This window comes from Limnothrix sp. FACHB-1083, assembly GCF_014696485.1.
Taxonomy (GTDB): Bacteria; Cyanobacteriota; Cyanobacteriia; order CACIAM-69d; family CACIAM-69d; genus CACIAM-69d.
Genome location: NZ_JACJQD010000001.1, coordinates 382161 through 407286, shown reverse-complemented (window position 1 = coordinate 407286; position 25126 = coordinate 382161). Strand labels below are relative to the sequence as shown.

The following is a 25126-nucleotide window of genomic DNA, read 5'->3' as shown; positions in this document are numbered from 1 at the left end:
GCCGCCCGCTGAGCCATCCCCACCGCATCAATCCTGGGCAACCCCAGTTCGAGTCCCCCAACTCAGCGGGCTAGCGGGCCTATGGGGCCTTTTTGGTGGCTTTCAGTTGGCTGATGGCCCGTTGAAACCCAAGCACCAAGGTCAAATTCGCCAAGGTCAAGAAAACCTCCGCGCTGCCATGGAGCCAGTCCACATCGGCAAGACTTTGGTTGTAATGCACCTGGGCGTAGATACCGGCGGGAATGGTAATCGCCACGAATAAAAGGGTCAGGTAAAACCCAATCAGACCCAGCTTGGGCGCTTGACCCGATCGCGTCAAAAACCACAGAAACCCCAAATAGGGAAACAGAGATAAACCAAACAGGGTTTCTTTGGATAAAAAAGACATCGTTGATTTCCCCCACTAATCCTCAGTGGCTTCGGCGGCTTCTTCATCTTCCGGGGAAGGTGTTTTGAGGGCCGCTTCCAGAGCCTGTAGCTGATCGCGGCGAATTTCCAACTCCAGCGATCGCCGCGATAGCTCTTGATTTTGCAGGGTCAGAGACTGTTTCCACTGCTCTAGGCGGTTGGCTTCGTGAGCCAACTCCTCGGGCGTGACTCCCAAGCTCAAGTAGGTTTTAATCAGCTCCAAAATCCAATCGGTTGCATCCTGGCAGTCGGTCACCAATTGGGCGTTGTCCACCTCAATCAGCACCAACTGCTGGGGATGGCACTGAGCCTGTTCCGGTAAGGGCAGGGTCTGGCGTTGGCGCTCTCGGGTAATTTGCCATCCCCGATCGACGGACTGCACCGCCAGCGGCATCAGGGCTAGGGAGTGATCCGTTTCCTGTTGTTGCACTTGGGCTAAATAAAGCACCATGTCCCCTCCGGTGAAGCCATACGCTGATTTGTTTCTTGAACTCAGGAAATTGCTGGAATTCAGGATTTTCGGGGCAATTTATTGCAACTGGGCCAGGCGATCGCGCAGCAATTGGGCTTGGGTTTCCGCTTCTGCCAAGGCGGCCCGGGCGCTGGCCACCACTTCCGGCGGAGCCTTGTCCACAAACCCCGGATTGCTGAGGCGACCCGACAGCCCCTTGATTTCCCCTTCGGCCTTGGTCAGGGCCTTGGTCAACTTAGCGCGCAGGGCAGCCAAGTCCACCACGCCATCCACTAGGGGCAGCAACACTTGGGTCGTACCCACCACGCCGGCCATGGCCCGCTCGATCGGGACGGCTTCCGGTTCCGCCTGGCCCAGGTCGATCGGCAAGGTCACTTCCGGCGCTTGGGCGGCCGGCAACTGGAGCGGCTGCGGCTTGGTCGGAGCGGCGGCCGGGGTTTCTCCAGGATAGGCCCGCACCGCAAAGGGATTGCCCTCGCCGATATAGGTCAGCTTGGCTTGCCGAACGCCGTTGGCAAAGGCGGCTCGATCGCGCGCAAACAGCAGGGTCTTGGGCAGGTGGTAAACCGTCCAGAAGAAGCCAATCAACTGGAAGATCGAGGGCAGCAGCGGGATCTCGTCGATCGCATCCAGGGTGGTGTTGGCTAGGTAAAGGGCAAAGGCCGCCGTCCCCATCATGGCCAGGGTCAGCAGGGCCACCCGCCGTTTTTCGCTTTGCTCCCAAGCCAGTTCGTCCGCATCCAGATCCATCCCGTCGGTGGCGATCGCCTCTAGCAGGGCTGCCGTGTCCGCATCCATCAGGGTCGGCTCTGGGGCGGCTGTCGGTTTCACCGGGGTTGCACCGCCCTGGATCGTCAGGTCAGACACCTTGGCCAGGTTGCAAATGTAGGCGCGGCCAATTTCAAAGGCCGTCCGCTCCCGATCGGTCTCCGGTTGCAGGACGATCGGCACTTTCTGACCAGGCTTGATATCTGCCTCGGCCCGCAGGTTCCGGATCGTGCGGATCGCGTTGATGATCGCCTCGAACTGGGCTTCTAGTTCCCGATCGATCGCCTGTTCGATCGCCACCGGGTAGGCTTGCAGGGCCAAAAAGTCCGTCGCCGCCGCCCCCGTCAGAGCGTGCCACACCTCTTCCGTGATGTGGGGCATGAAGGGATGCAACAGCTTCAGCGTCCCATCCAACACCAGCGCCAACACCTGCTGCACCGTCCGCCGGGCCGCCGGATCATCCCCATTCAACCGGGGCTTCACCAACTCGATATACCAGTCGCAGAAGTCGCCCCAGATGAACTCGTAGAGACCCTTGGCCGCCTCGCCCAAACCGTAGTGATCGATGTCGTGGCGGGTTTGGCGCACGGTTTGGTTAAACCGCGACAGAATCCAGCGATCGGCCAACTCCAGGCGATCGGCCTCCGGCGCACCCAAGCTGGCCGGCGTTTCCCCCGCCAGATTCATCAACACAAACCGCGACGCATTCCACAGCTTGTTGGCAAAGTTGCGCGACGCTTCCACGGACACCGACTCATCGGTTTTGCGGTTGTAGTCCAGGCGGATATCTTGACCCGCGCCGGCCACTTCCCGCACCAGGGTATAGCGCACCGCATCCGTGCCGTATTTGTCGATCAACAGCAAGGGATCAATCCCATTGCCCTTGGATTTCGACATTTTTTGGTTATTTTCATCCCGCACCAGCCCGTGGACATAGACCGTCTTGAAGGGCATTTGGCCGGTGAAATAGCCCGCCATCATCGTCATCCGGGCCACCCAGAAGAAGATGATGTCGAAACCCGTCACTAGCATCGTGTTCGGGTAATAGGTTTGGAAATCGGCCGCCGTTTCATTGGGCCAACCCAACGTCGAAAAGGGCCACAACCCCGACGAGAACCAGGTATCCAACACGTCCTCATCCCGCTCCAGCACCGCATCTTCGCCGTAGCGGGCCTGGGCTTGCTTGAGAGCATCGGCTTCCGTGCGGGCCACGATGAAGGGCGTGTGCTCCGTCACTTGGCCGTTGGTTTCGCTGATCACGTACCAAGCGGGGATTTGGTGACCCCACCAGAGCTGGCGGGAAATGCACCAATCGCGCAGGTTCAGCAGCCAATCGCGATAGACCTTTGTCCAGCGATCGGGCACAAACAGCGGCTCCCGGTTGTTTTCCAGATCCGCCAGGGCCTTTTCGGCCAAGGGGCGCACCTGCAAGAACCACTGGGACGACAACAGCGGCTCCACGGGCACTTTGCCGCGCTCGCTGTAGGGCACGGAGTGGCGATAGGCTTCCACCTTTTCCAGGTAGCCCAGCTCCTCCATCTTGGCCACAAGGTTTTTGCGGGCCACGAACCGGTCTTGGCCGCAGAATTCACCGCCGTTTTCGTTGACTGTGCCGTCTTTGTTCAGGATTTCGATTTGGGGTAGGTTGTGGCGCTTGCCCATCTCGAAATCGTTGGGATCGTGGGCCGGCGTGACTTTCACACAGCCCGTGCCAAAGGTCGGATCAACGAACTCATCGCCAACGATCGGGATTTCCCGGCCGACCAACGGCAGGGTGACGGTTTGGCCAATCAGGGCCTTGTAGCGATCGTCCTTGGGGTTCACCGCCACGGCCGTATCGCCCAGCATGGTTTCCGGGCGGGTCGTGGCGACGATCACTTCGCCGGAACCATCGGTCAGCGGGTAGCGGAAATGCCAGAGGCTGCCATCCACCTCTTTGTTGTCCACTTCCAAATCGGACACGGCCGACTGGGAGGCGGGGCACCAGTTGACCATGTATTTGCCGCGATAGATCAGCCCGTCTTCGTAGAGCCGCACAAAGGCTTCGAGCACGGCGCTGGAGAGGCCTTCGTCCATGGTGAAGCGTTCGCGATCCCAATCAACCGACAGGCCCAGGCGGCGCATTTGCCCAACGATCGTGCCGCCGGATTCTTCTTTCCAAGTCCAGGCCCGATCGAGAAACGCCTCACGACCCAAGGCAAAGCGATCGGTTCCTGCCTCCTTCAGTTGCTTATCCAGGATCGATTGCACAGCGATGCTGGCGTGGTCGGTTCCCGGCAGCCACAGGGTGTTGCGTCCGGTCATCCGGTGGTAGCGCACAAAGGCATCGATCAGCGAGTGCTCAAAGGCATGGCCCATGTGCAGACTGCCGGTGACGTTCGGCGGCGGAATCACCACGCAAAACGGCTCGCCAGCGGCATCGACATTGGCCGCAAAGGCAGCGGAGTCCTCCCAGGTGGTCTGCCATTTGGCTTCGGCAGCTTTGGGATCGTATTGGGTGGGAAGCGCGTCTACCGGGGCAGTCATGGCGACGAGGGCTGGGGCAAATGAAGGTCAATGATTCAGGCTGTTATCTTACCCGGTTGCGCACCCCTGTTCGCGCTCGATCCCGGAACCGGCTTCCTGGGCACGATCGCCGCGATCGGCAGATTTTTGGGGATTCCGTGAGATCCGCAGCGCCCACGGCCGCCCCCTTAGCTTAGGAAATGGCCGCGAGGAATTCTTGAATCATGGCTGCCAACTGCTTGAGTCGCACCGGCTTGCTCAGATAATCACTGGCTCCCGCCGCCAAACATCGTTCCCGATCGCCCGCCATTGCCAAAGCCGTCAGGGCAATGATCGGCACATTGGCCAGGGTTGGATCTTGGCGAATTTGGCGAGTGGCTTCCAAACCATCCATCACCGGCATCTGAATATCCATCAGGATCAGATCCGGCGGCGCGGCCTTGGCGAAAGCAACGGCCTCCTCGCCGTTTTTGGCCAGGGTCAGGCGATAGCCCTTCGCTTGCAGATACGCCACGATCGTGCTGACATTGGCTTCGTTATCCTCCGCCAACAGAATCAACGGCGATTCCAAAGGTACGGCCGGACTGGGTTCCGCCGCCTCGATCGCCCCCGTTGCCGGTTGATCCGGCCCAGACAGCGTACTTGCACAGGGCAAATCGACCGTAAATCGACTGCCAACACCTACTTCACTCACGAGGGATACTTCTCCACCATGCAATTCAACAATTCGCTTCACCAGCGCTAACCCCAACCCTGTGCCGGTGTACTGCCGATTCAAAGCACTGTCCACCTGCATAAAGGGCTGAAAGAGTTTGCGAACATCTTCCGGCGAAATCCCGATCCCGTCATCCACCACCGAAATTTCCAAAAACTGGTGAACTTCTGTTTCCCCCAAACTACTGTTCAGTTTAGGGACTCGCCGTGATGTTCCCAAACAAACTTCCAAAGAAACAGATCCGTGGTCGGGGGTAAATTTAACCGCATTATTTAACAGATTAATCAGTACCTGACGCACCCGGCGTTCATCCACCAGCAAGTCCGGCAACTTGGGAGGAAGCTGAATCGCCAATTGAATTCCTTTTTTGAAAGCCTGTTGCTTAACAAACGCCAAACTAGATTGGCACAGGGGCGAAACAGGAACCGCTGCAATGTCTAACTCTAGCTGTCCGGCTTCAATTTTGGCCACATCGAGAATGTCATTAATCAATGATAAAAGATGGGAGCCACTGCGTTCAATGGTTTGCAGCACGCGCTCCTGTTGCTCAGTGATGGGACCAAAAATCGACTCCTGAAGCCCTTCAGTAATTCCCAAAATGGCATTCAACGGCGTTCGTAGCTCATGGCTCATGTTCGCCAAGAATTCATCTTTTAGCCGAGTGGCCCGTGCCAATTCTTGATTAGAAACGGCCAATTCTTGGTTGCGATCGGTCAATTGCTGTTGAGCCTGCTGGCGCTCTTGAAGCTCCCGTTGCAATTGTTCAAATAAATTAGCCTGTTGAATTGCCGTGGCCAACTGGTTCGCAATTTGTTGCAAAAGTTTGGCCTCGGCCCCCTGCCACACCCGCTGTTCCTGGCAAGCATGGATTACTAACACTCCCCACAGGCGGTTATTGTGCCCCACGGAAACCCAGCGATCTTCGCTGTGAACATGCACCTCCTGCAAAATAGGAGCCACCACTTTGGACTGAATTTGTCCTGCTTGGGAATATTCCCGTAGGCAATCTGTCCACCGATCGCTCATCACATCTGGCACAATTCGTGGCTCTCCCTGCCAATAATGCTCCAAGATTTCTATGGACCAATGCTCATCATCCCACTGGCGGTTTTTGAGAACTGGGAAACCTGGCGCAACAGATTCTTCAAAAATTTGGCTGTGGCCATCTGGGAACACCTGAAGTATGATTGCGCGATCGCACTGAAAAACTTGCCGCACTTGGTCAGTGACCACTTGCAGAATTTCAGCCACATCCAACGATTCTCGAATTCGTTGGGAAATAACGCCTAATAATTCCTGTTGATGGAGTTGGAGGGCGATTCGCTTCTCCGCTCGCTTGCGAACTAATAATTCGGCTTGCATTCGGTCATAGAGGCTGGCCTGTTGAATCGCAATTTCTAATTGATTGGCGATTTGCTTAATTAATTCAATCTCTGAAAGCTCCCAATGCCGGACTTTCATGCATTGATGCACACAAAGCAGCCCCCACAAGGCTCCATTACAAAGCAGAGGCATCACCAAATTAGCCCGCACCGCAAGCCGCTTTAAAACATCCGCATGGCAGGTGCTGAGGCTGCCGTCATAGATATCGTCAGTTGCACAATATTGTCCTTGGGCATAGCGCTGGAAATAGCTTCCGCCAAAACAGCGATCATCCATCGAAACCGCAATCACCGATGGATATTTGTCATCAACGGATTCCGCTACAAACCTGCCATCTTGCCATTGGGACTCGGGATTAAACTGAAAGATGCCAACTCGATCGGACTCCATGAGCTGCCGAATTTCCTGACAAGCCGTTTCAAACACGATCGAAAGATCCAAAGACTGACGAATTCGCTGAGTAATTTCTAATAGCAGGGTCTCGCGCTTGGCCTGCTGAACCACGATCGCTTCCGTTTGCTTGAGATCGCTGATATCCGCAAAATAGCCCACAATTTCTAGGAGCTGATTCTGCTCATCGCGCACTAAATAGAGTTCATCACGCACCCACAAATAATAACCGTCCGCATGGAGTAATCGATATTCATACTTGTAGCGGCTGCCTTCGGGCAAATTATTGAGATCGCTAAGCACCCTGTCCACATCTTGGGGATGAATTCGGCTAATCCAGAAGTTGGCATCCTGAATAAACTCCTGGGGCGTGTAACCGAGGATGGATTCCACATTGGGGCTAACAAAAGTCGTGGTGTAGTGTTGATCGGGCTTGCAACTGTAGATCACAGCGGGACTGGAGGCTAATAGAAACTCCAACCGCTCTTTGAGTAAACGATTCTCTTGCTCTGTGCGCTTGCGATCGGTAATGTCTTGGGCAATGCCTAAAAAGCCAATGATTTGATCATTGCGATCCCTCAGGCAGCTCACGGAAAGGGCGGCGGGAAACCGAGAACCATCCTGGCGAATACAATTCCACTCGTTCTCGTCCACAATGCCTTGGCGGGCCCGGGCCACGAGCACTTCAAACCCTTGGGCGATCGGCTCGCCCAACTCTGCCGATCGCTGGGCAGCCCGGGCGGCCACCTCCTGACGGTCGTGGAAAATTTCCGGCGTAAGCTGGCGGATCACTTCGGCGGCCCGATATCCCAACATGCGCTCGGCGGCCGGGTTGAAGGTGGTAATTAGCCCCTGGATGTCGGTGGCGATCACCGCATAGGGGGCACAGTTCAGAATGGCCTTATGCAGATTGTGAACGCGCCAAAGCTCTTGGGTTCGCCGTTGAATCGTAATTTCTAGATCCTGATTGAGCTGCTCAAGGGCGTTGGTGGCTTGCTGGCGTTCCAGTTCGGCTCCAGCCCGAGCCGCAAAGATGCGCAAGACGGTTTCGGCTCGGCGGGGCGCTTGAATGGGCCCTTGGTTCAAGATGCAGAGGTGACCAATTTCCAGACCGTGGGAATCTTGAAGGGGAACGCTCAGATAGTTGTTGTCGGTGATTTGCGTCAGGCCAGGCACTTGGGGAAACAAAGACTGAAGCAACTGTGGATGGCAGTTCCCGTGCCAGGGGTAGGGCAGTTCCTGATCGAAGTGGTTGAGGGCACAGGTGGCGATCGTTTCTACGGTTCCCGCATTCCAAAAGGCCAACACTTGGATTCGATTGCCCATGCGCTCGGCCACAAAAGCGTGGGAAACATTGAGAGCGGTGGCCAGATGTTTGACCAGGGCAGGGAAAAAATCGAGGCCAGTGGCGGCGGTTCCTTCGATCAGGTTTTGCAGGGCAAAGTCAGCCTGTTTGCGATCGGTGATGTTGGTGATGGCTCCCACATGGCCCACGATATCGCCGTTGAAATGGCGCTCTACCACCGATTGGCCATAGACCCAAAGCACTTCTCCATCGGGACGTGCCAGGCGATATTCGGCCTTCCAGGGGCGATTGGTCTGGATGGCTTGCATCCAGCCATTGGTGACTAAGGCGCGATCGTCCGGGTGCAGGGTGAGCTGCCAACCATGACCAAGGGCGGCCCGATGGTCGAGGCCGGTCATTTCACACCAATGATCGTTGACGTATAGGCAATGGCCGGCGGTGTCGGTGCGAAAAATCCCGACGGGGGCCACGGCCAACAGGCTGGCGTATCGCTGGCGACTTTCGCGGAGTTCGAGGGCCGATCGCTTCCGGTCGCTGATGTCCGTGAGGGTTCCCACATAGCCGATCGGTTGACCCGTGGCATCCCGCTCCACCACCACCCGCATATCCACCCACGTGACAGCCCGATCGGGGTCGGGGCCGTGGCGATGATCGCGTGATTGGAACCGGCATTCCAACTGACAGGAGGATTGTTCCCGCAGATTTTGCTCCCGCAGAGCCAACACCCAATCCCGATCGTCCGGGTGCAGGGTTTGCTCCCAATCCCAATCAAGACCCTCTTCAATGGAGCAGCCTAAAATTTGGCAGTAGCGTTCGTTCACGTAGGTGGGCCGTCCCTGCAAATCCATGCGGAAGATGCCCACGGGCACAACGGCCGCAAGATTGGCATAGCGCTGCTCGCTTTCACGCAGGAAGGCTTCCGCTTGCGTGCGGGTTTCCAATTCCTGTTGCAGTTGCTGGTGCGTGATGGCCTGCTTGAGGGCCACTTCCAATTGCACCGACAGGCCCTTGAGCAATTTCACCTCGTCGGGCAACCAGTTTCGGGTGGTTTTGCTTTCGGAAACGCTCAACAATCCCCACAGTTCCTCTTGATAAAGCAGGGGAACCAGAATTTTGGCGCGGGGCCGCAGCTCGATCGGTAACTTGAGGTGACACCCGCCCATGTCACTGGCGGCCACGTCGGGTTCAACCCGGATATAGCCCTGTCGATAAACCGGTTCTTGGTCATGCTGAAACCAAGTACCCTCCAGTTCCGTGCCGATCATGGAAATGGGCAGGTCCGTTGATTCCGCCACCACCCTAGCTCTGGCCTTGTCGGCGGTTTGAAATTGCCAAATATTCACTCGATCGCACTGCAAGACCCGCCGCACCTCCTGCACCGTGGTATCCAAAATGCTCTGTAAGCTCAGGGACGATCGAATCTGAGTGGCCAACGCCACCAACAGCAGTTCCCGTTCTGCCTTGGCCCGCAGGGCCGCTGTGCGGGTTTCCACCCGCTGCTCCAGTTCCTGGTGATGCAGCGTTTCCAGGGCCTGTTTTTCCGCTTCGAGCTGGTTCACCTTGTGCTCTAGCAGTTCCGCCAGTTTGTATAGCTCTAGGGGATTCAGAACCCGCAGCAAACTGGTTTGGGTGACGATGCCCACCAACTCGCCCCGATCGCCCATGACCAAAACGCGCTGGATGTTGCGCTTGGCCATCAACTCATGAACCAACCACAGGGAACTATCGGCGGCCACGGTGAAAACCGGTGTGCTCATCACCTCTCGCACCGTGAACTGCTGAAAGTCCAAACCCAGGGATTGAAACTGCACCAAGTCCCGTTCCGTCACAATTCCCACGGGCTGCTGTCCTGCATCTGCTGCACCTGGCTCCACAATCACCACGGATCCCACCTGGCACTCAGCCATCAGCCGCGCCACATCAAGCATGGAACTGGTGACCGCGATCGCCACCACATGCTGGGTCATCACCTCTGAGGCCAACCGCATCCGCAGCAGGTCGATCGGGCGGGTGGTTTGGCAGAGGCTTTCGTGGGTCATCAAGCCCACCAACCGGCGATCTGCATCCAGCACGGGCAAATGGCGAATGCCATGTTTGTGCAACAGCGTGATGGCCGCCATCACGTCCAGGTCTTCACAAGTTTTGGTCTGCAAGGTCACCAAGGGCTGGATCATGATCTGGGAGACCGTGAGTTGATCCAAGCAGGTTTGTTCGGCCAACAGCCGCACCACATCTCGCTCGGTCACAATCCCGATCGGGCGGTCTTGATCCACCACCAGCACACAGCTCCCCCGAGCCTCTCGCAGCACCTGCTGGTTGTTGTTTTCAGGATCGGTGGATTCCGCAATTCCACAGCTCGATCGCACCTGACTCATCCGATGGAGCGCCGCTACCACGGGTGTGTCCGGTGAAACAATCAGCGGGTTCTGAATCAAGGCAGCCTGCGGATCCAAAGGAGTCAGGGTGACAGACAAGGCAGCCATATGCATTGCAGAAGGGAAGTTCTTCTATTATTTACTACCCAAGGAGAAAGCGCCGGGCTGCTCATTTCGCCCATTGATTTTCTCAAAGCGATCCAACTCTTTCGTCAATTGTCAGTCAAGCGAGTTGTAAACAGATATAAATTAGCGGAAAAATTAGTAAAAAAAGAGTAAAAATGCAAAGTATGTATCAAATCAAACTAAGTAGCTGAAACCCAAGAAATGACAGTCGATCATGTTTTTGTATGGTTTTCAACCTTTTTCAAGAATTAATTCTACTGAGTTTTCTTCGAAATCTATCGTAGTTCCAGAAAAGCACAGCGAATCAGTCTATTTGTACTGATTAATTTGCATCAATCGGGAAACAGATCCGTTGTCACAGGTCACAGGTCTGCGTGATTTCAAACGCAAGCCATCTTTAAAAACACTTTAAAAAGACAGAGGGCTGTCACCGAGTTACTGATGACAGCCCTTGTAATTTAGGCGACGAGATTTAGGTGACGAGATTTAGGTCATGAGGCTGAGAGGAGGTCTGCCCAATTGTCGGGTGACAAGGGCCAAGCATCAACAGACGTGGGGCAAGGGGCTTCAGCCCCTTGTCTTTGTCGGTTGGTCAGACCTGCAAGGTCGCAATTGAGGCTTTTGCGACACCCTCCTAGGCCGAGGCTTCGGCTTCCGGCTTCTTGGGTTTGTAGGTCGAAGCCACTTGCAATTCCTTCAGTTGCTTGGCTTCCACCGATGATGGCGCATCGGTCAACAAGCAGCGGGCCTGTTGGGTCTTGGGGAAGGCGATCGCGTCGCGGATCGAGTCTTCGCCGGTCAAAATCGACACCAGGCGATCGAGACCGTAGGCAATTCCCCCGTGAGGCGGTGTGCCATATTCAAAGGCATCGAGCAGGAAGCCGAACTTGGCGCGGGCTTCTTCGTCGGTCAGCCCGATCGCCGCGAACACCTGCTCCTGCACATCCCGCTGATAGATCCGCAGACTGCCGCCGCCGATTTCCGTGCCGTTGAGCACGATGTCGTAGGCCAGGGCGCGGGCGGTTTTCAGATCCGCCAAATCTTCTGGGTTGGGGGCCGTGAAGGGGTGGTGCAGGGCTTCTAGGCGCTGTTCGTCGGCGTTGTACTCGAACATCGGGAAATCGACGACCCACAGTAGATTGATCGCTTCGGGATCAATCAGGTTCAGTTCTTTGCCCAGGGCCAACCGCAGGCGATCGAGCGTTTTGTTCACAATCTCCGCCGGGCCCGCGCCAAACAGCAGCAGATCGCCCGCCTGTGCGCCCGTGCGTTGCAGCAGTTCGGCGGTGATTTCTGGGGTCAGGCTGTCCTTGAGCGCCCCGATCGTGTCCACTTCGCCGTTGTCGCGCACGCGGATGAAGGCCAGACCCTTGGCTCCGGCTTCCGAGGCGATCGCGAACAGATCCCCACCGGGCTTGATCCGCACGTTGGATACCGCATCGTTGCCGCCGGGTACGGGCAGGGTTTTGACGATCCCACCGGCCGCGATCGAACCAGAAAACACCTTGAACCCACAGCCCTTAAACAGATCCGAGCAGTCCGCCAGCTCCATGCCAAAGCGGGTGTCGGGGCGATCGCTGCCGTAACGATCCATGGCTTCGGCGTAGGTCAGGCGCGGGAAGGGGCGCGGCAGGTCAATGTTCTTGACGGTTTTGAAGATGTGGCAAACCAGTTGCTCATTCAAGTCCAGGATTTCTTCCAGGGACATGAAGCTCATTTCCATGTCGAGCTGGGTGAACTCCGGCTGGCGATCGGCCCGCAAATCTTCATCGCGGAAGCAACGGGCGATTTGGTAGTAGCGATCGAACCCGGACACCATCAGCAATTGCTTAAATAACTGCGGCGACTGGGGCAGGGCAAACCACTCGCCCGGATTCACCCGCGAAGGAACCAGGTAATCGCGTGCCCCTTCTGGCGTGGATTTGGTTAGGACGGGCGTTTCGATTTCCATGAAGCCCTGGGCATCTTCCAGGAACCGGCGCATGGCCTTCACCACCGCATGACGCAGTTGCAGGTTCTGCTGCATCCGGGGACGGCGCAAATCCAGATAGCGATATTTCAGCCGCAATTCTTCGCGAACGGTTTCGTTTTCGGAGGTGGAAACCTGGAACGGTAGTTGCTTGCTGACGGCGCTGAGGATTTCGATTTGATCCGCCAGCACTTCCACTTCCCCGGTGGCCAGCTTGGGGTTCACGGACTCAGGCGGCCGCTGGGTGACGGTTCCCGTAATCCGCACCACATATTCATTGCGGAGGGAGTCGGCAATTTGAAACGATTCGGGCAAGTCCGGGTTCGAGGCCACCTGAACGATCCCCGAGCGATCGCGCAAGTCCACAAACACGACTCCCCCGTGGTCGCGGCGGCGATCGACCCAACCGCAAAGGGTGACGGTTTTACCAACCTGTTCGGCGCGCAGTTGACCGCAGTAGTGGGTACGCATGGTGACTCAAAATGGGACTTGAACTTAACTGGACGAATTCAGAACTGACGCGGTTGCTGGATAGGAAAGGAGCTGTTGCTACGACCTAAACAAGGGGCTTAAGCCCCTTGCTCCCTACGATCTCGCACTGGCAGATCAGGGCTTTAGATGATCAATTGCCCCTTGCCCCAAGCCACTCGTGACGGTTGCGTCAGTTCGCAAAAATCTTGACGAAACGCAAATGCGCTGGGGTGCAAGTCCAATATCCTACCCCGATCGCGCGGCTTGGCCCGCTGAGAAATGCCGCGACTTGCCGACAACCGGCGACGGTTTGGCACTGCGCCCGATCACCCAGATTGATTGTAAAGGATTGTTGCGATCGCCCCGTCTTGCTGCGAGTCATTCGTCCTCAAGCTTCGATTCAGCCAGTTAAGCCAGTCGATCGAGCAGGTGATCGCCCACCCGCAGCGCATTCGCAATAATCGTCAGGGCGGGGCTAACACTGGCGTTTGAGGGGAAAAAGCTGCCATCCACCACATACAAATTATCCACATCGTGGGTGCGGCAGTTGCGATCGAGCACGGAAGTCGCCGGATCATCCCCAAACCGACAAGTGCCGCATTGATTGGCCATCACCTGCACCGGAATTTCCCCGCGAGGATGGATTGTGCCCACCGGAAAACCATCGAGTTGCTTTTCTAGGGATTTCAACACATCAATCCAGCGGTGGGTGAGGCGATCGTGCGCTTCCGTATTGTTGGGTTGATAGTCAATACAAAGCTTGTGTTGATCCAGGTAAACTCGGTTATTGGGATTAGGTAAATCTTCCGTTTGAATCCACCAACCGATCGAGCGGGTCGCCAATTGTTGCAACCCAAATCCCGGCATGAATTTTGCAAGCACCGAAAACATCGGCGGCGCTTCTGCAAAAATCACATCGGTTAGCAAGCCGCCCGTATTGTAAATATGACCCATGGGGTAGGGAAAATCCGCATCTCCCCAATAGAAATCATTCACACAAACGGTTTTTTGAAATGCCCCGGAATTGGCTTTGCTGCTGACCTGCACGATTGCAGTCATCAGGTTTTTCATGAGGTTGCGACCCACCAAGTTTGAACTATTGGCTAGTCCTTGCGGGTGACAATCATTGGCCGATCGCAACAACAGGGCCGCAGAGTTCACCGCCCCGCAGGCCAACACCACCAAATCTCCCAAAAAGAGATAGGGCTTGCCATTAATATCTGCTTCAACGGCTTTAACCAAGCGTCCTGAGGAATTGGTATGCAAACCCACAACCTTTGCCTTGGTTTTGAGGGTAACGTTGGGATATTCCACCGCTGGTAGCACGCCACTCACTTCGGAATCATTGGTGGGGTCATCGTCCTGGCGAGTTAACCCCAAGGGCAAGGCAGATGGGTGCAATCCTTGCTGGGCGATCGCTCCCGTAATGGCGGCAATTTGCGGATCGGATTCGATCGCTGGAAAGGGATAGTCGCTGCTCCGAAATGGCTCGGTGGGGTCTTGGTCAGCCTGGCCATGCACTTTATAAAGCGCTTCGGCAGCGGTGTAATAAGGCTCGAATTCTGAATAGTCCACACACCAAGCCGGTGAAATTCCCTCGCGATGAGTAACGGCAGCAAAGTCCTGTTCTCGCCGCCGCATCAGCACGGCTCCGTAGATTTTGGTGTTGCCCCCGATCGCGTAGTTCATTTGGGGCGAAAAGGGTTCGCCCGTGTTGTCGTACCACTGTTCTGGCGCGTGATATCGCTCACGTTTAAAAACATCCACATTGCTGCGGTTTTGTTCTTCAAGGGGCATAAAATCTCCCCGCTCAAGAATCAAAATACGCTTGCCGGTGGGTGCTAATTTGTGGGCTAGCGTCCCGCCGCCAGCCCCAGTACCAATAATAATCACGTCGTAATGGCAATCATCAATAATCATAATTAGATCGTCCTGACTACTCAGCTACTGAAACTATTGCCTGCAGATTTACTGACATTGTGAGGGGTTTGATGGGCGATCGCTCGTCTCATTCCAAATCGCCTATCACCCTCATTCTGATCGCTGTTTTGGTTACTGCCAGATGTAAATCAGCAAGAACAAAATAATCCAGATTACATCCACAAAGTGCCAAAACAACGAGGTCGAAGCCACACCAAATTCGCCGCGATCGTAATTACCCGGAATGAACGATCGCACCAACATGATCAGTTGCAGCAACACACCAGCAAAAACGTGCAGACCATGGAACCCCGTCAGCAAATAAAACGTGCCGCCAAACACCCCATCGGTGAACCCAAAGTCTAAGTGGCTCCACTCGATCGCCTGGCCATATAGGAAATAGCTACCCATGGCGATCGTCAGCAGCCAAAATGCCCGAAAGCCCCAGAGCTGCTTAACGTGCAAATAGCGCTCCGCCAGATAAATCGTGAAGCTGCTAGACACCAAAATGACCGTGTTGATAGCTGGCTCGCGCACCTCCAAACCCAAAACACCTTCTGGTAACCAGGTTTGGGCAGTGGTTTTGTAGACAATATAGCCCGCAAAGAAGCTGAAGAAAATAACACTTTCAGACAGCAAAAAAATCACGAAACCAAACATTTGGTCGCCGGGGGATCCATGGCTATGGGCCGCATGGTGTGCGTCATCATGGGCCTCCGCAATTCCCGGCAATGCATCGTCTCGCAAGTTCGTTTCAGTTGGGTTCATGGGCCACCTCTAATTCGTCGGGATTAGACACCAAGGGATCAGATTTGCCATAGCCATAAGGCTCAGAAACCACGATCGGGAGTTCCTCGAAGTTCTCAACCGTTGGCGGCGAAGACAACAGCCATTCCAACCCGATCGCCCGCCAGGGATTTTTGGGCGCTTTTTCACCCTGCACCCAAGAACCAATCATGTTCAAAATAAAAGGCAGGGTAGACATGCCCAACAAGAAGGCTCCTAGGCTTGCCACCACATTCCAAAACGTAAATTCGGGATCGTAAGACGCGACCCGGCGCGGCATCCCTTGCAACCCCAAAGGATGCATGGGGAAGAAGTTCAAATTAGTGCCAATGAAAGTTAGGACAAAGTGCAATTTCCCCAGCCCTTCGGAATACATGCGCCCGGTCATTTTGGGAAACCAGTGATAGATCGCTGCATAAATCCCCATCACCACTGCGCCGTAAATCACATAGTGAAAATGCCCCACTACAAAATAGGTATTGTTCACATGGATATCAACCGGAACTGCTGCCAACATAATGCCGGTGATACCTGAAAATACAAACATTACCAGCCCACCCAGGGCAAATAGCATGGCCGTACTGAGGCGCAATTTACCCCCCCAAATGGTGGCAACCCAGGCGAAAACTTTAATCCCCGTGGGTACTGAGATCAGCATGGTTGTGGCCATGAAAATCATCCGCATCCAGCCCGGTGTACCACTGGCAAACATGTGGTGGACCCAAACAATAGCACTCAAACCGGTGATGATTAGGGATGAAATGGCAACCACTTTGTAGCCAAAGAGGGGCTTACGGGCATAGACTGGCAAAACCTCAGAGAAGATGCCAAAAATCGGCAAGATAATGACATAAACGGCCGGGTGAGAATAGAACCAGAAAAAGTGCTGGAACAGCACCGGATCGCCACCTTTAGCCGGATCAAAAAATGTCGTGCCCACGGTGAGATCCAGCAACAGCATCACCGCGCCAGCCGTCAAAGCGGGCAGACCAAACAGTTGAATAATTTGGGCCGCTAACACCGTCCACACAAAAACCGGCATCCGAAACCAAGTCATGCCGGGGGCACGCATGCGGGCGATCGTGGTGACAAAATTCACCGCGCCCATAATCGATGAAACGCCGGAAATCGCCACCGCCAATAGCCATAGCATCTGACCATTAACTAGGTTGCCTGTGGGATTTTGGAGGCTGACGGGTGGATAGGCCCACCAACCGGCTTGGGCCGGGCCGCCCGGTACCAAAAAACTCGCCATCAAAATTGTGCCGAAAACGGGCACCATCCAAAAGGCGATCGCATTCAGCCGAGGAAATGCCATATCCCTTGCGCCAATCATCAGGGGCACGAGATAGTTTCCTAGACCCAACAGACAAGGAAATGTCCACAAAAACAACATCACCGTGCCATGCATGGTGAACATGGCATTGTAAACGGTGCGATCGACCAAATCTGCTTCCGGTGTGATCAATTCGCCCCGAATAATCATGGCGAAAATGCCACCCACCAGAAAGAAAAAGAAGGACGTTACTAGGTACTGAATTCCAATCACTTTGTGATCGGTGCTGAAGCTAAAAAAGCGCTTCCAGTTATTGGGCGCACCGGGTATGGGTGGCTGAGAAGCGGCGATCGATTCGGTAGCAAGATTGGTCATAAATCGGTTGGAGGAAACTATTCTGGAATTCTGAAAGCTTCGATCAAAACCTAATAAGATTGGGTTGAGCGAAAACAGCTAATCGCTAACTAGTTCCTTTGCCAGGATAGTTCACGAGGGGCGGCGGCGCAGGTTGCACTGTTTGCCAGCCAGTGCGTCCACCGGGTGAGCGCTGGAATTCATCAAAGGCTTGGTTATAGGCAGCGGTGGGCTTTTGGTTTGCCGCATCCGTCAGCCATTGCTGATAGGAATCAGAGGATTCCACCACCACATCGGCTTGCATGGCCGCGAAGTAAGTGCCGCTGTATTGAGAGTCACGCAAACGGTATCGGCCTTCGCGGATGGGCGTAAATTTCAGGGTAATAGCACGCCCTGGAATGATATCTTGCTTCACCCGAAAGGCTGGAATATAAAACCCGTGGATGACATCTTCCGAGGTGAGTTGCAAACTAATTCGTTGGTCGGCTGGCAAATGCAATTCAGCGGTTGTGACTTGCCGATCGGGGTAATAGAATTCCCAAGCCCATTGTCGAGACTTTACGGCAATCACGACCTCTGGATTTGCGATCGCATTGCTATCGTTTGATTCAGCAGCAACCGGGGCGATCGCTGGAGCCTCTGATGCCATGTCATGTGCCATTGATTCATGCACATGCTCCATGGGGCCCAGGATAGAAATGCGATCGTAAATGTGGTAGCTGTAGGCGGCAATTCCAACAACGAGGATGAAAGGAATCGCCGTCCAAACTATTTCCAACGTGACGTTTCCTTCAATGTGCGGGCCGTCGCTGGTGTCATATTTACTAGCTTGTTGAAACAGCACCACATAGACGATCGTTCCGACCACGCCTAGGAAAATGAACGTCCCGATCGCCACTAAAAAGCTGAATAGGCGATCGATCAGTTGGGACTCCGCCGAGGCTTGGGGGGGAAACCAGGTATAGGACTGCTCTCCCATCCACCAACTGACGAGGGCCAGGGCGATCGCTAGGGTTCCTAAGGTAAGGATGGTGCGAATCTTCATGGATTGAATGATTTCAAAACGAGGTTAGGATTTTCACCCAAATCCAACAGGCGATCGGCGGTGATGTGTACACCAAACTCAGCGGCTAATTGTGCCCCCAAGGTTCCATGGACAAACATCAAACCAAAGATGATTAGCCCCACTAAAAGATAGCTCCATTGCACTTGGCGCGATCGATCTTTCAGCCAAACAAACCGCTGAAATCCTCGCCAAACGGTCATGCCCACAATTAATAACAACAGGACAACGCCACCGACACCATGCCACAACATGGTTTCCATGGCCTGCAGCCCCCAGGCGCTTTTCACATCTGCCGGTGGACGAGCTAATAACATTTCGTAAAAGCCCGCAGCCACCGTCAAAAAGGTGACGATCGCCCCGGCCAGCATGTTGTACCAGCCCACATCAAAAAAATTAGAGCGCGTGGCAGGAATTGCTAAAAACTTAAAAACTGGCTTTTCGAGGGGAAACAAAACGCCCACAATATCAAAGGCGATCGCCACAATAAACAAGCCCAAGGTCAAGTGCACCAAGTTGGGATGAATCGGAATTGTGTAGGGTAATCCATTGATCCCCAACTGGTTTTGTAATTGCTCAATCAAATCATTATTCATTACAACAATCCCTCCCGCACTGCCTCAACCACGGGCACGGTATGAAGTCCATAGACCCAAACCAAAACATCACCCAGATAAATTTGGAAACACACGATTACGGTCATCAAAACTCCCACCCCTAAAAAAGCATTGGGCAAGGTTTTTGGATCGCGCGATCGCAACACATAGCGCCAAGCGGTCATGGCTGCGATAATTCCCGACAGCGACCAACCCAGAAGCGTGTGCAGATTTAAAGTAGCTTCGGCAGCATTGTAGGGTTCAGCTAAGCCCGCTTCGATTTGCCCAAAAATAATGGCAACGAAGATAGAAATGGTTGCAAAAAACAAATTCCACCAGCTCACTTCATAGAGTCGCGGATTGCGCGTGAAGTAGGCAATGCCATCGCATAAAACCGAAAATAACACCATCGCAATGACAAAATGCACCACGATTGGGTGCATCGTATCTGGATAAGGCAAATTATGATCGTTGAGCGGGGGGAGATACTCCAACATATTGGTCAAAAGTCTGTCAATTAATTGAATATACCGGTCTATTGGTCAATAATTATCATAAATTTCGCGATTTAGTCATTATTAACCTTGTCACCAATGGCAACGATATTTCTTGAAGGAACAACCGTTTACGAGCCAATTTTTCAAAATCCTATTACTCGACGAAACACAATTCATGAGGCTGATAGCCAGTGATGATGAATTCATCAAAAACTAACCGCTAAGTGTTGATCAAAGGTTTCAACGCAAAAAGGTATTTTGTAAACTGGGCTACTGTTTAATTGAAATGAATGCTGACCATTTCGCCTATTAGTTTAGTGGATACATAGGAAATGTCAGTAAGTTATACTGGTTTTTTTAAGATTTTTATCAAGAGTATTACCAATTGCTTCACATTTTTCAGAATTTTTTGAAAGTTGGATGCCAACTTGCTCATTTTTCTATAGATTCTCTATCTATCAATCTGTGCGACCAGGCCTCAATGTCAGATTCATTGAACACTAATTCAATAATGTCTTCATACTGAAAATTAAGATTTTTGTATGTTGAATAACACTTTGATTAATTCAAAATTAATTATTTAGTTCAAAGCAGAGCTGATTTTTAGGTTTTCTTAGCTGAAATTCTATCTAGTTCAAAATGCTGGCCTAGTCATTCACTAGCCTCTGAAAATTTCCAACTCTGGAATCAATCGCCAGAGAGAGGAACTGAAATTTTTTAAATTTCAAGTAGTTCCGGAGGGGTCTGATCAAAAATCACATCTTCATAAAGGCGATCGAACCCGGCTCGATACTTGACGGTTTCCAAAACCAATTCCGCCTCGATGCTTTCGTAACTTTCCAAGATCCATTGACCCGCTGCGGAGCGCCGAAAAATATCCACTTGGGGCTGTTGAGCAGAAATTAAAACGTATTCTTGCAAGCTGTCGAGGTGGCGATAGGCGGCAAACTTGCGTCCCCGATCAAATGCTTCTGTGGAATTCGATAACACTTCCACAATCAAACAGGGCGCTGATTTGTAAAGTTGTCGATCGCGATCGCCCGAATCACAAGTCACCATCACATCGGGATAAAAAAACTTCGTGCCCTGATTAATCTGCACCTTCATATCCGACATAAAGACACGGCAACCAGTTCCTCTCAGGTGCGATCGCAGTTCACTTGCCAAATTTAGCGCGATCGTCGTATGCGCATCTGTACCACCGGCCATGGCATAGGCTTGCCCATCGAGGTATTCATGCCGAATATCGCTTTGGGCTTCAAGAGCCAAATACTCGTCAGGGCTAAGGAATTGGGGAGCAGCAATCATGATTGTGGAACAATCGCGCAATTTTTCCCAGCATATCGTAACTATCTTGGGAAAGTAATGAAGATTAGTTGATGAGTCATCATAGACAACTTTCAATTACTGAATGTAGCCTGTTTTGGCCTGGAGGGCATAGTTGCGAATCACTGGATTTTGTGTGTTCGAGTTCGCTAACCATTGCTCCAAAATGGCGACGGCTTGCTGATCATGCAATGCCCAATGACCTAATCCATGCATTGCCGAGACGATCGCGTTGCCATTTTTGCGATCGAGAGCGGCACTCATCACCTCCAAGCTGGCTGTAATCACCGATGGGGAAGCACTACCAGGGTAAACCACAAACAAATCCCAGAACATATAGCACAGAAACTCTAGGCGATCGCCCGCTTGAATTGCCCCAATTTCTTGAATTGATTGAATCGATGCAAAACAGTATCTATCAAAATAGTTTTGATAGAGATAGTTGAGGTGTTGAATGCCCTTAATGATGCGAGATTCTGAGCAGCGCAAATAGCAAAAGGGCAGATCGCTACAGCTATTAGAAAAAATGTAGTTCAAGCCAAAGCCAATTTGATTGCGGGAAAATCGCTGGTGAATTTCCGCATCCACCAAAACCTGATTAATGTAATCAAAAGCGCGATCTCGCGGCAGTCGATCAAACTCGGGACTCATCTCAGCGCAAACGGGATCGGCTTGTTCCGGCTGGCCAAAGAGTTGATCGCGCCATTGTTGATAGTTCATGGTCGGGAGCGGCTGAGGAATGGGGCGGCGGCTCGATCGATTCTAGCCATTGCCCCCTGCGGACGGGCCGGGCGGTGGTAGGCTGTTGGCGATTTGTGCCGCAGGAACCCGAGATGCGATCGCCCATCTGGACATCTATCGCAAGTTCGATTGCAAGCTGGTTTCGATCGATCCCCCGATCACTCTGGTGGTCGGTGGGCATTTGGGCGATCGTGCTGTTGGTTTGCAGTGTGGTGCGCCATGAACTGCTGCAATCAACGGCCTTTGATTTGGCAATTTATGACCAAGTGGCCTACCTGATGGGGCGCGGCGAAACGCCGTTTTCCACCGTATCGGATATGCACCACATGGGCAACCACGCGGCCTACAGCTTCTTTGGGGTGGGACTGCTCTACGCCATTTTTCCGAGTATTTACTGGCTGTTTTTGGTGCAGGCGATCGGGCTGGCGGCGGGGGCGATCCCCGCTTGGGCGCTAGCGAAACAGGCGGGGCTGAATCCGGGCCAATCCCTGGCGATTGCCTGGGCCTATTTGCTCTATCCCGTGGTGTTCAATGTCAATTTGTTTGACTTCCACCCGGAGGTGATGGGGATCGCGGGGCTGCTGGGGGCGATTTGGCTGGGGCGAGCCAACCGGCCGATCGCCCTGGCGCTGCTGCTGGTGTGGGTGATGGGCTGCAAGGCGGTGCTGTCGATTACGGTGGCAGCCATGGGCGCTTGGTTGTTGTTGCTCGATCGCAAGCGGTGGCCCGGGCTGGTGGCGCTGGGGATGGGGGTCGGTTGGTTTGTGGTGGTGAACCAGGCCGTGATCCCCGCTTTTAATCATGGCCTGAGCCACGATGCGATCGGGCGCTATGCCTACTTGGGTTCCAGCGTTTCCGAGGCGGCGTTGAATCTGTTCCTGAAGCCACAACTGGTGCTGGGGAAGCTGTTCTCAGGGGACACGCTGATCTATTTGCTGCTGATTCTGGGGCCGCTACTGCCTTGGTTTGGGGGCGGCCGGCTGCGGGCCTGGGCGGCGGCAGCTCCGGCGATCGGGTTGAATGCCTTGTCCACGGTGGCCGAGCAGCGGGACTTGGTGCATCAATATTCCCTGCCGATTTTGCCGTTTTTGCTGGTGGCGGCGATCGATAGCTTGGCGCGGGGTCGCTGGGATTGGCTCGATCGCCTGGGATCAATGGGCGATCGGCTACGCAGTTGGATCGCCAGCGGACGGGCCATTTGGGTCTGGTCGTTGATTGGCTTTTTGGCCCTGGCCAAATTCGGCTATTTTGGCTCCATTTATTTGGCGGAACTGGATACCTGGGGCGACAGCCGCACAGCGATCGCCGTGATCCAAACCCAGGAGCGATCGATCCCCGCTAGCCAACGGGGCGGCATCCTCACCACCGCTGATTTGGGGCCCCACCTCAGCCACCGCACTATGCTGCGCCAAACGATCGCCACCGCGCCGCCGCCCAACTGGGCCGAATACGATTGGGTGTTGCTGAACCTGAAACATCCGGGCTGGGGCAGTACCCATGAGTTCGCTAAATCATTGGATCGGGAATTGCGATCGAATCCGGCCTACAAAATCGCCTTCGATCGCGGTGGGATCGTCCTCTTTCAGCGCTAGCCTAGTACGAGCGCATCGCCAGTCAGCATCAATTTCTGTAATTGCTGTGATTTTCGCGGGCGATCGCACCCTTTTCCATCCCCCTCGCCTTTTGGCAACCAAGGATAAGACGGCAACATGCAGCGACTGATTGGGTTGTGGCAACGGTTTGGACAAGTGACCCTGGGACTAGGGGTCGTCGCTGCGGGTGTAATCCTGGCCGCATTCGATCGCCCCGATGCCATCAACTCACAGTTGCCACCGCCGGACGATCTGCAACCCCTCAGCGTCACCCCTGGCCCCGCCAAGGACTTGGCCAACGAATTACGGATCACGGCTTCTTTTGGCAGCAATGGTCGGCCCTCGTTATCGCCCCTGCCCCAGGCCCAAGAGGTTTGGCAATGTGAAGTGGTGGTGGTGGGCGGATCCTTGGGGGGTGTGGGGGCCGCCGTCCATGCCATGCAATCGGGCGCACGAACCTGCGTGATTGAGGTGTCGCCCTGGATTGGAGGGCAAATTAGCACCCAAGGCGTGTCCGCGATCGATGAATCGGCGGACATGATTTTGGCCGGGAACCTTTCGGAAAGCTGGAAAGCCTTTAAATCCCGCATCTATCGCCAACCGGTCAAGATTCCACGCTGGGCCGATCGCAATCAACCGATCAAAACCGTGCGCGAGGTGGATAGCTGCTGGGTTGGTTCCCTATGCTTTCCTGCTTCGGCCGGCGATGTGGCCGCGCGCGAGGCGTTGGCCGCGGCTGCCCAATTGGCTCCTGGCAGCCGCTGGAGCAGTGCCACGGCCTTCAAGGGCGCGGCTTTTGATGCAACAGGCCGCAATATTACGGCCATCTACGCAGTGCGGCGCACGCCTCGGGCGGACTATGTGCCCTCGGGGCGCTTGTCTCAGGAACTGCCGGCTTGGTATTCCTGGAACAGTGACGACACGTTTCGGAAAACACCCATTCGCCTAGAACCATTGCCGGGCAAGCGATTCACGGTGATTGATGCCACGGATACCGGCGAGCTGGTGGCCTGGGCCCGTGTGCCACACCGGTTGGGATCCGAATCGCGCCGCACCCTGGGTGAGCCGAATGCGGCCAACTGGGATAACCCCCAATGTACTCAGGCTTTCACGTTCCCCTTTGTGGTGGCGATCGCCAATGATGAGGGCCGCAGCCTGAAGCAACTGGGTCAACTGCAACCTACCTTCCCCAAGCACGAGCACCAACGCACCTTTTCCCTCTGGGGCTTTCCACCCTTTCTCGATCGCAGCTTTTTCAAATATCGGCGGATCGTGAGTATGCGGCTGGATAACCGAATCACCGGCAAGCCCAGCCCTGGGGACATGGCCATGATCAATTGGGGCTATGGCAATAACTGGAATCTGATGAACCCGCCTTTGATCCTGACGGGCGATCGGCTGATGGATACGGATCAGTACCGCAACTGGATGGGCGGCGTTTCCACGGAAGCCTTGCACCATGGCGAGGAGCGGGCGCTCATTTTTTCAGAATGGGTGCTGAAAACCCTGGCCACAAAAGAATTTCCCCTGATGCATTTGGCGGGGCCCAACACGCCGATGGGGACGCGATCGGGCTTGAGCCTGATGCCCTATATCCGCGAGGGGCGACGCATTTTGGGCCGCAGTGCCTATCGCCAAAATGCCTTCATGATTCGGGAAAACGACGTGCATCGGGGTATTGAGAATATGCGCGACTTTTCTGCCACCTCAATCTCCATGGTGCATTACGACATTGATATCCAGGGCTGTGCCTATCGCAACTGGGAAGACCCCGGCGAGGCCACCAACGCCAGTGCGGATATTGCCCATGTGCGCCCGGTGGCTGTCCCGATCGAGGCGCTTATTCCTCGGGGAGTGGATAATTTGTTGATTGGTGGCAAAGCGATCGCCGTTTCTCATATTGTGAACGGGGTCACCCGCATTCACTACAGCGAATGGAGTTCGGGGGCCGCTGCTGGTTCGATCGCTGGCTGGTTGCACCGGCAACCCAAGAGTTTAATGGCGGCCGAAATTGTGCCCCAAAATCGGTTTTCCTTGGTGCGTGAACATATGAAAGCTCAAGGATTGCGCTGGTGGTGGTAAGCACA

Annotated in this window: 15 protein-coding genes; 2 read left to right on the top strand and 13 right to left on the bottom strand. The window is 54.4% G+C overall.

Annotated features, from left to right (window positions below; all coding sequences use genetic code 11):
- Window positions 1–79: 79 nt before the first annotated feature.
- The 13 genes from H6F46_RS01555 to H6F46_RS01495 form a co-directional block, all read right to left on the bottom strand.
- Window positions 80–388: a DUF3593 domain-containing protein gene (locus tag H6F46_RS01555; protein ID WP_190355739.1), complete on the bottom strand. Its 309-nt coding sequence runs from the start codon at window positions 386–388 to the stop codon at window positions 80–82.
- Between the two features lie 15 nt (window positions 389–403).
- Window positions 404–859, bottom strand: coding sequence for a hypothetical protein (locus H6F46_RS01550; RefSeq protein WP_190355741.1), 456 nt, complete (start codon window positions 857–859; stop codon window positions 404–406).
- A gap of 78 nt (window positions 860–937) precedes the next feature.
- Window positions 938–4174, bottom strand: a complete 3237-nt coding sequence (locus H6F46_RS01545; protein ID WP_190355743.1) for a valine--tRNA ligase — start codon at window positions 4172–4174, stop codon at window positions 938–940.
- Window positions 4175–4346: 172 nt separating this feature from the next.
- The gene (locus tag H6F46_RS01540; RefSeq protein ID WP_190355745.1) at window positions 4347–10430 is read right to left on the bottom strand and encodes a PAS domain S-box protein; all 6084 of its coding nucleotides are present in this window, start codon (window positions 10428–10430) and stop codon (window positions 4347–4349) included.
- 652 nt (window positions 10431–11082) lie between these two features.
- Window positions 11083–12888, bottom strand: coding sequence for an aspartate--tRNA ligase (gene aspS / locus H6F46_RS01535; protein WP_190355747.1), 1806 nt, complete (start codon window positions 12886–12888; stop codon window positions 11083–11085).
- A 408-nt stretch (window positions 12889–13296) separates the two neighbouring features.
- Window positions 13297–14808 (bottom strand): GMC oxidoreductase, encoded by a 1512-nt coding sequence (locus tag H6F46_RS01530; protein ID WP_190355749.1) that lies wholly within the window; start codon window positions 14806–14808, stop codon window positions 13297–13299.
- Between the two features lie 132 nt (window positions 14809–14940).
- Window positions 14941–15468, bottom strand: coding sequence for a heme-copper oxidase subunit III (locus H6F46_RS01525; RefSeq protein WP_347278348.1), 528 nt, complete (start codon window positions 15466–15468; stop codon window positions 14941–14943).
- A gap of 94 nt (window positions 15469–15562) precedes the next feature.
- Window positions 15563–17245 carry a cytochrome c oxidase subunit I gene (ctaD, locus tag H6F46_RS01520; RefSeq protein ID WP_190355753.1) on the bottom strand — a complete coding sequence of 561 codons (1683 nt, stop codon included), beginning with the start codon at window positions 17243–17245 and terminating at the stop codon, window positions 15563–15565.
- An 85-nt stretch (window positions 17246–17330) separates the two neighbouring features.
- Window positions 17331–18269: a cytochrome c oxidase subunit II gene (locus H6F46_RS01515; RefSeq protein ID WP_190355755.1), complete on the bottom strand. Its 939-nt coding sequence runs from the start codon at window positions 18267–18269 to the stop codon at window positions 17331–17333.
- Complete coding sequence (locus H6F46_RS01510) at window positions 18266–18883, bottom strand: DUF2231 domain-containing protein (RefSeq protein WP_190355757.1); 618 nt, start codon at window positions 18881–18883, stop codon at window positions 18266–18268. The genes H6F46_RS01515 and H6F46_RS01510 overlap by 4 nt, the downstream gene beginning before the upstream one ends.
- On the bottom strand, window positions 18883–19380 hold the full coding sequence (locus H6F46_RS01505; protein WP_190355758.1) for a DUF2231 domain-containing protein: 498 nt from the start codon (window positions 19378–19380) through the stop codon (window positions 18883–18885). Before H6F46_RS01505 ends, H6F46_RS01510 begins: the two co-directional genes overlap by 1 nt.
- Window positions 19381–20097: 717 nt before the next feature.
- Window positions 20098–20688, bottom strand: coding sequence for a Uma2 family endonuclease (locus H6F46_RS01500; protein WP_190355760.1), 591 nt, complete (start codon window positions 20686–20688; stop codon window positions 20098–20100).
- Between the two features lie 96 nt (window positions 20689–20784).
- On the bottom strand, window positions 20785–21426 hold the full coding sequence (locus H6F46_RS01495; protein WP_190355761.1) for a hypothetical protein: 642 nt from the start codon (window positions 21424–21426) through the stop codon (window positions 20785–20787).
- A 194-nt stretch (window positions 21427–21620) separates the two neighbouring features.
- Between H6F46_RS01495 and H6F46_RS01490 the strand changes: the two genes are divergently transcribed.
- Window positions 21621–23039 (top strand): DUF2079 domain-containing protein, encoded by a 1419-nt coding sequence (locus tag H6F46_RS01490; RefSeq protein ID WP_199291320.1) that lies wholly within the window; start codon window positions 21621–21623, stop codon window positions 23037–23039.
- A gap of 117 nt (window positions 23040–23156) precedes the next feature.
- On the top strand, window positions 23157–25121 hold the full coding sequence (locus H6F46_RS01485) for an FAD-dependent oxidoreductase (protein WP_190355763.1): 1965 nt from the start codon (window positions 23157–23159) through the stop codon (window positions 25119–25121).
- The last annotated feature ends 5 nt before the right edge of the window (window positions 25122–25126 follow it).

Coding starts and splice junctions, on each gene's coding strand:
- H6F46_RS01555 (WP_190355739.1), bottom strand. CDS start 388: ATGTCTTTTTTATCCAAAGAAACCCTGTTTGGTTTATCTCTGTTTCCC.
- H6F46_RS01550 (WP_190355741.1), bottom strand. CDS start 859: ATGGTGCTTTATTTAGCCCAAGTGCAACAACAGGAAACGGATCACTCC.
- H6F46_RS01545 (WP_190355743.1), bottom strand. CDS start 4,174: ATGACTGCCCCGGTAGACGCGCTTCCCACCCAATACGATCCCAAAGCT.
- H6F46_RS01540 (WP_190355745.1), bottom strand. CDS start 10,430: ATGGCTGCCTTGTCTGTCACCCTGACTCCTTTGGATCCGCAGGCTGCC.
- aspS (WP_190355747.1), bottom strand. CDS start 12,888: ATGCGTACCCACTACTGCGGTCAACTGCGCGCCGAACAGGTTGGTAAA.
- H6F46_RS01530 (WP_190355749.1), bottom strand. CDS start 14,808: ATGATTATTGATGATTGCCATTACGACGTGATTATTATTGGTACTGGG.
- H6F46_RS01525 (WP_347278348.1), bottom strand. CDS start 15,468: ATGTTTGGTTTCGTGATTTTTTTGCTGTCTGAAAGTGTTATTTTCTTC.
- ctaD (WP_190355753.1), bottom strand. CDS start 17,245: ATGACCAATCTTGCTACCGAATCGATCGCCGCTTCTCAGCCACCCATA.
- H6F46_RS01515 (WP_190355755.1), bottom strand. CDS start 18,269: ATGAAGATTCGCACCATCCTTACCTTAGGAACCCTAGCGATCGCCCTG.
- H6F46_RS01510 (WP_190355757.1), bottom strand. CDS start 18,883: ATGAATAATGATTTGATTGAGCAATTACAAAACCAGTTGGGGATCAAT.
- H6F46_RS01505 (WP_190355758.1), bottom strand. CDS start 19,380: ATGTTGGAGTATCTCCCCCCGCTCAACGATCATAATTTGCCTTATCCA.
- H6F46_RS01500 (WP_190355760.1), bottom strand. CDS start 20,688: ATGATTGCTGCTCCCCAATTCCTTAGCCCTGACGAGTATTTGGCTCTT.
- H6F46_RS01495 (WP_190355761.1), bottom strand. CDS start 21,426: ATGAACTATCAACAATGGCGCGATCAACTCTTTGGCCAGCCGGAACAA.
- H6F46_RS01485 (WP_190355763.1), top strand. CDS start 23,157: ATGCAGCGACTGATTGGGTTGTGGCAACGGTTTGGACAAGTGACCCTG.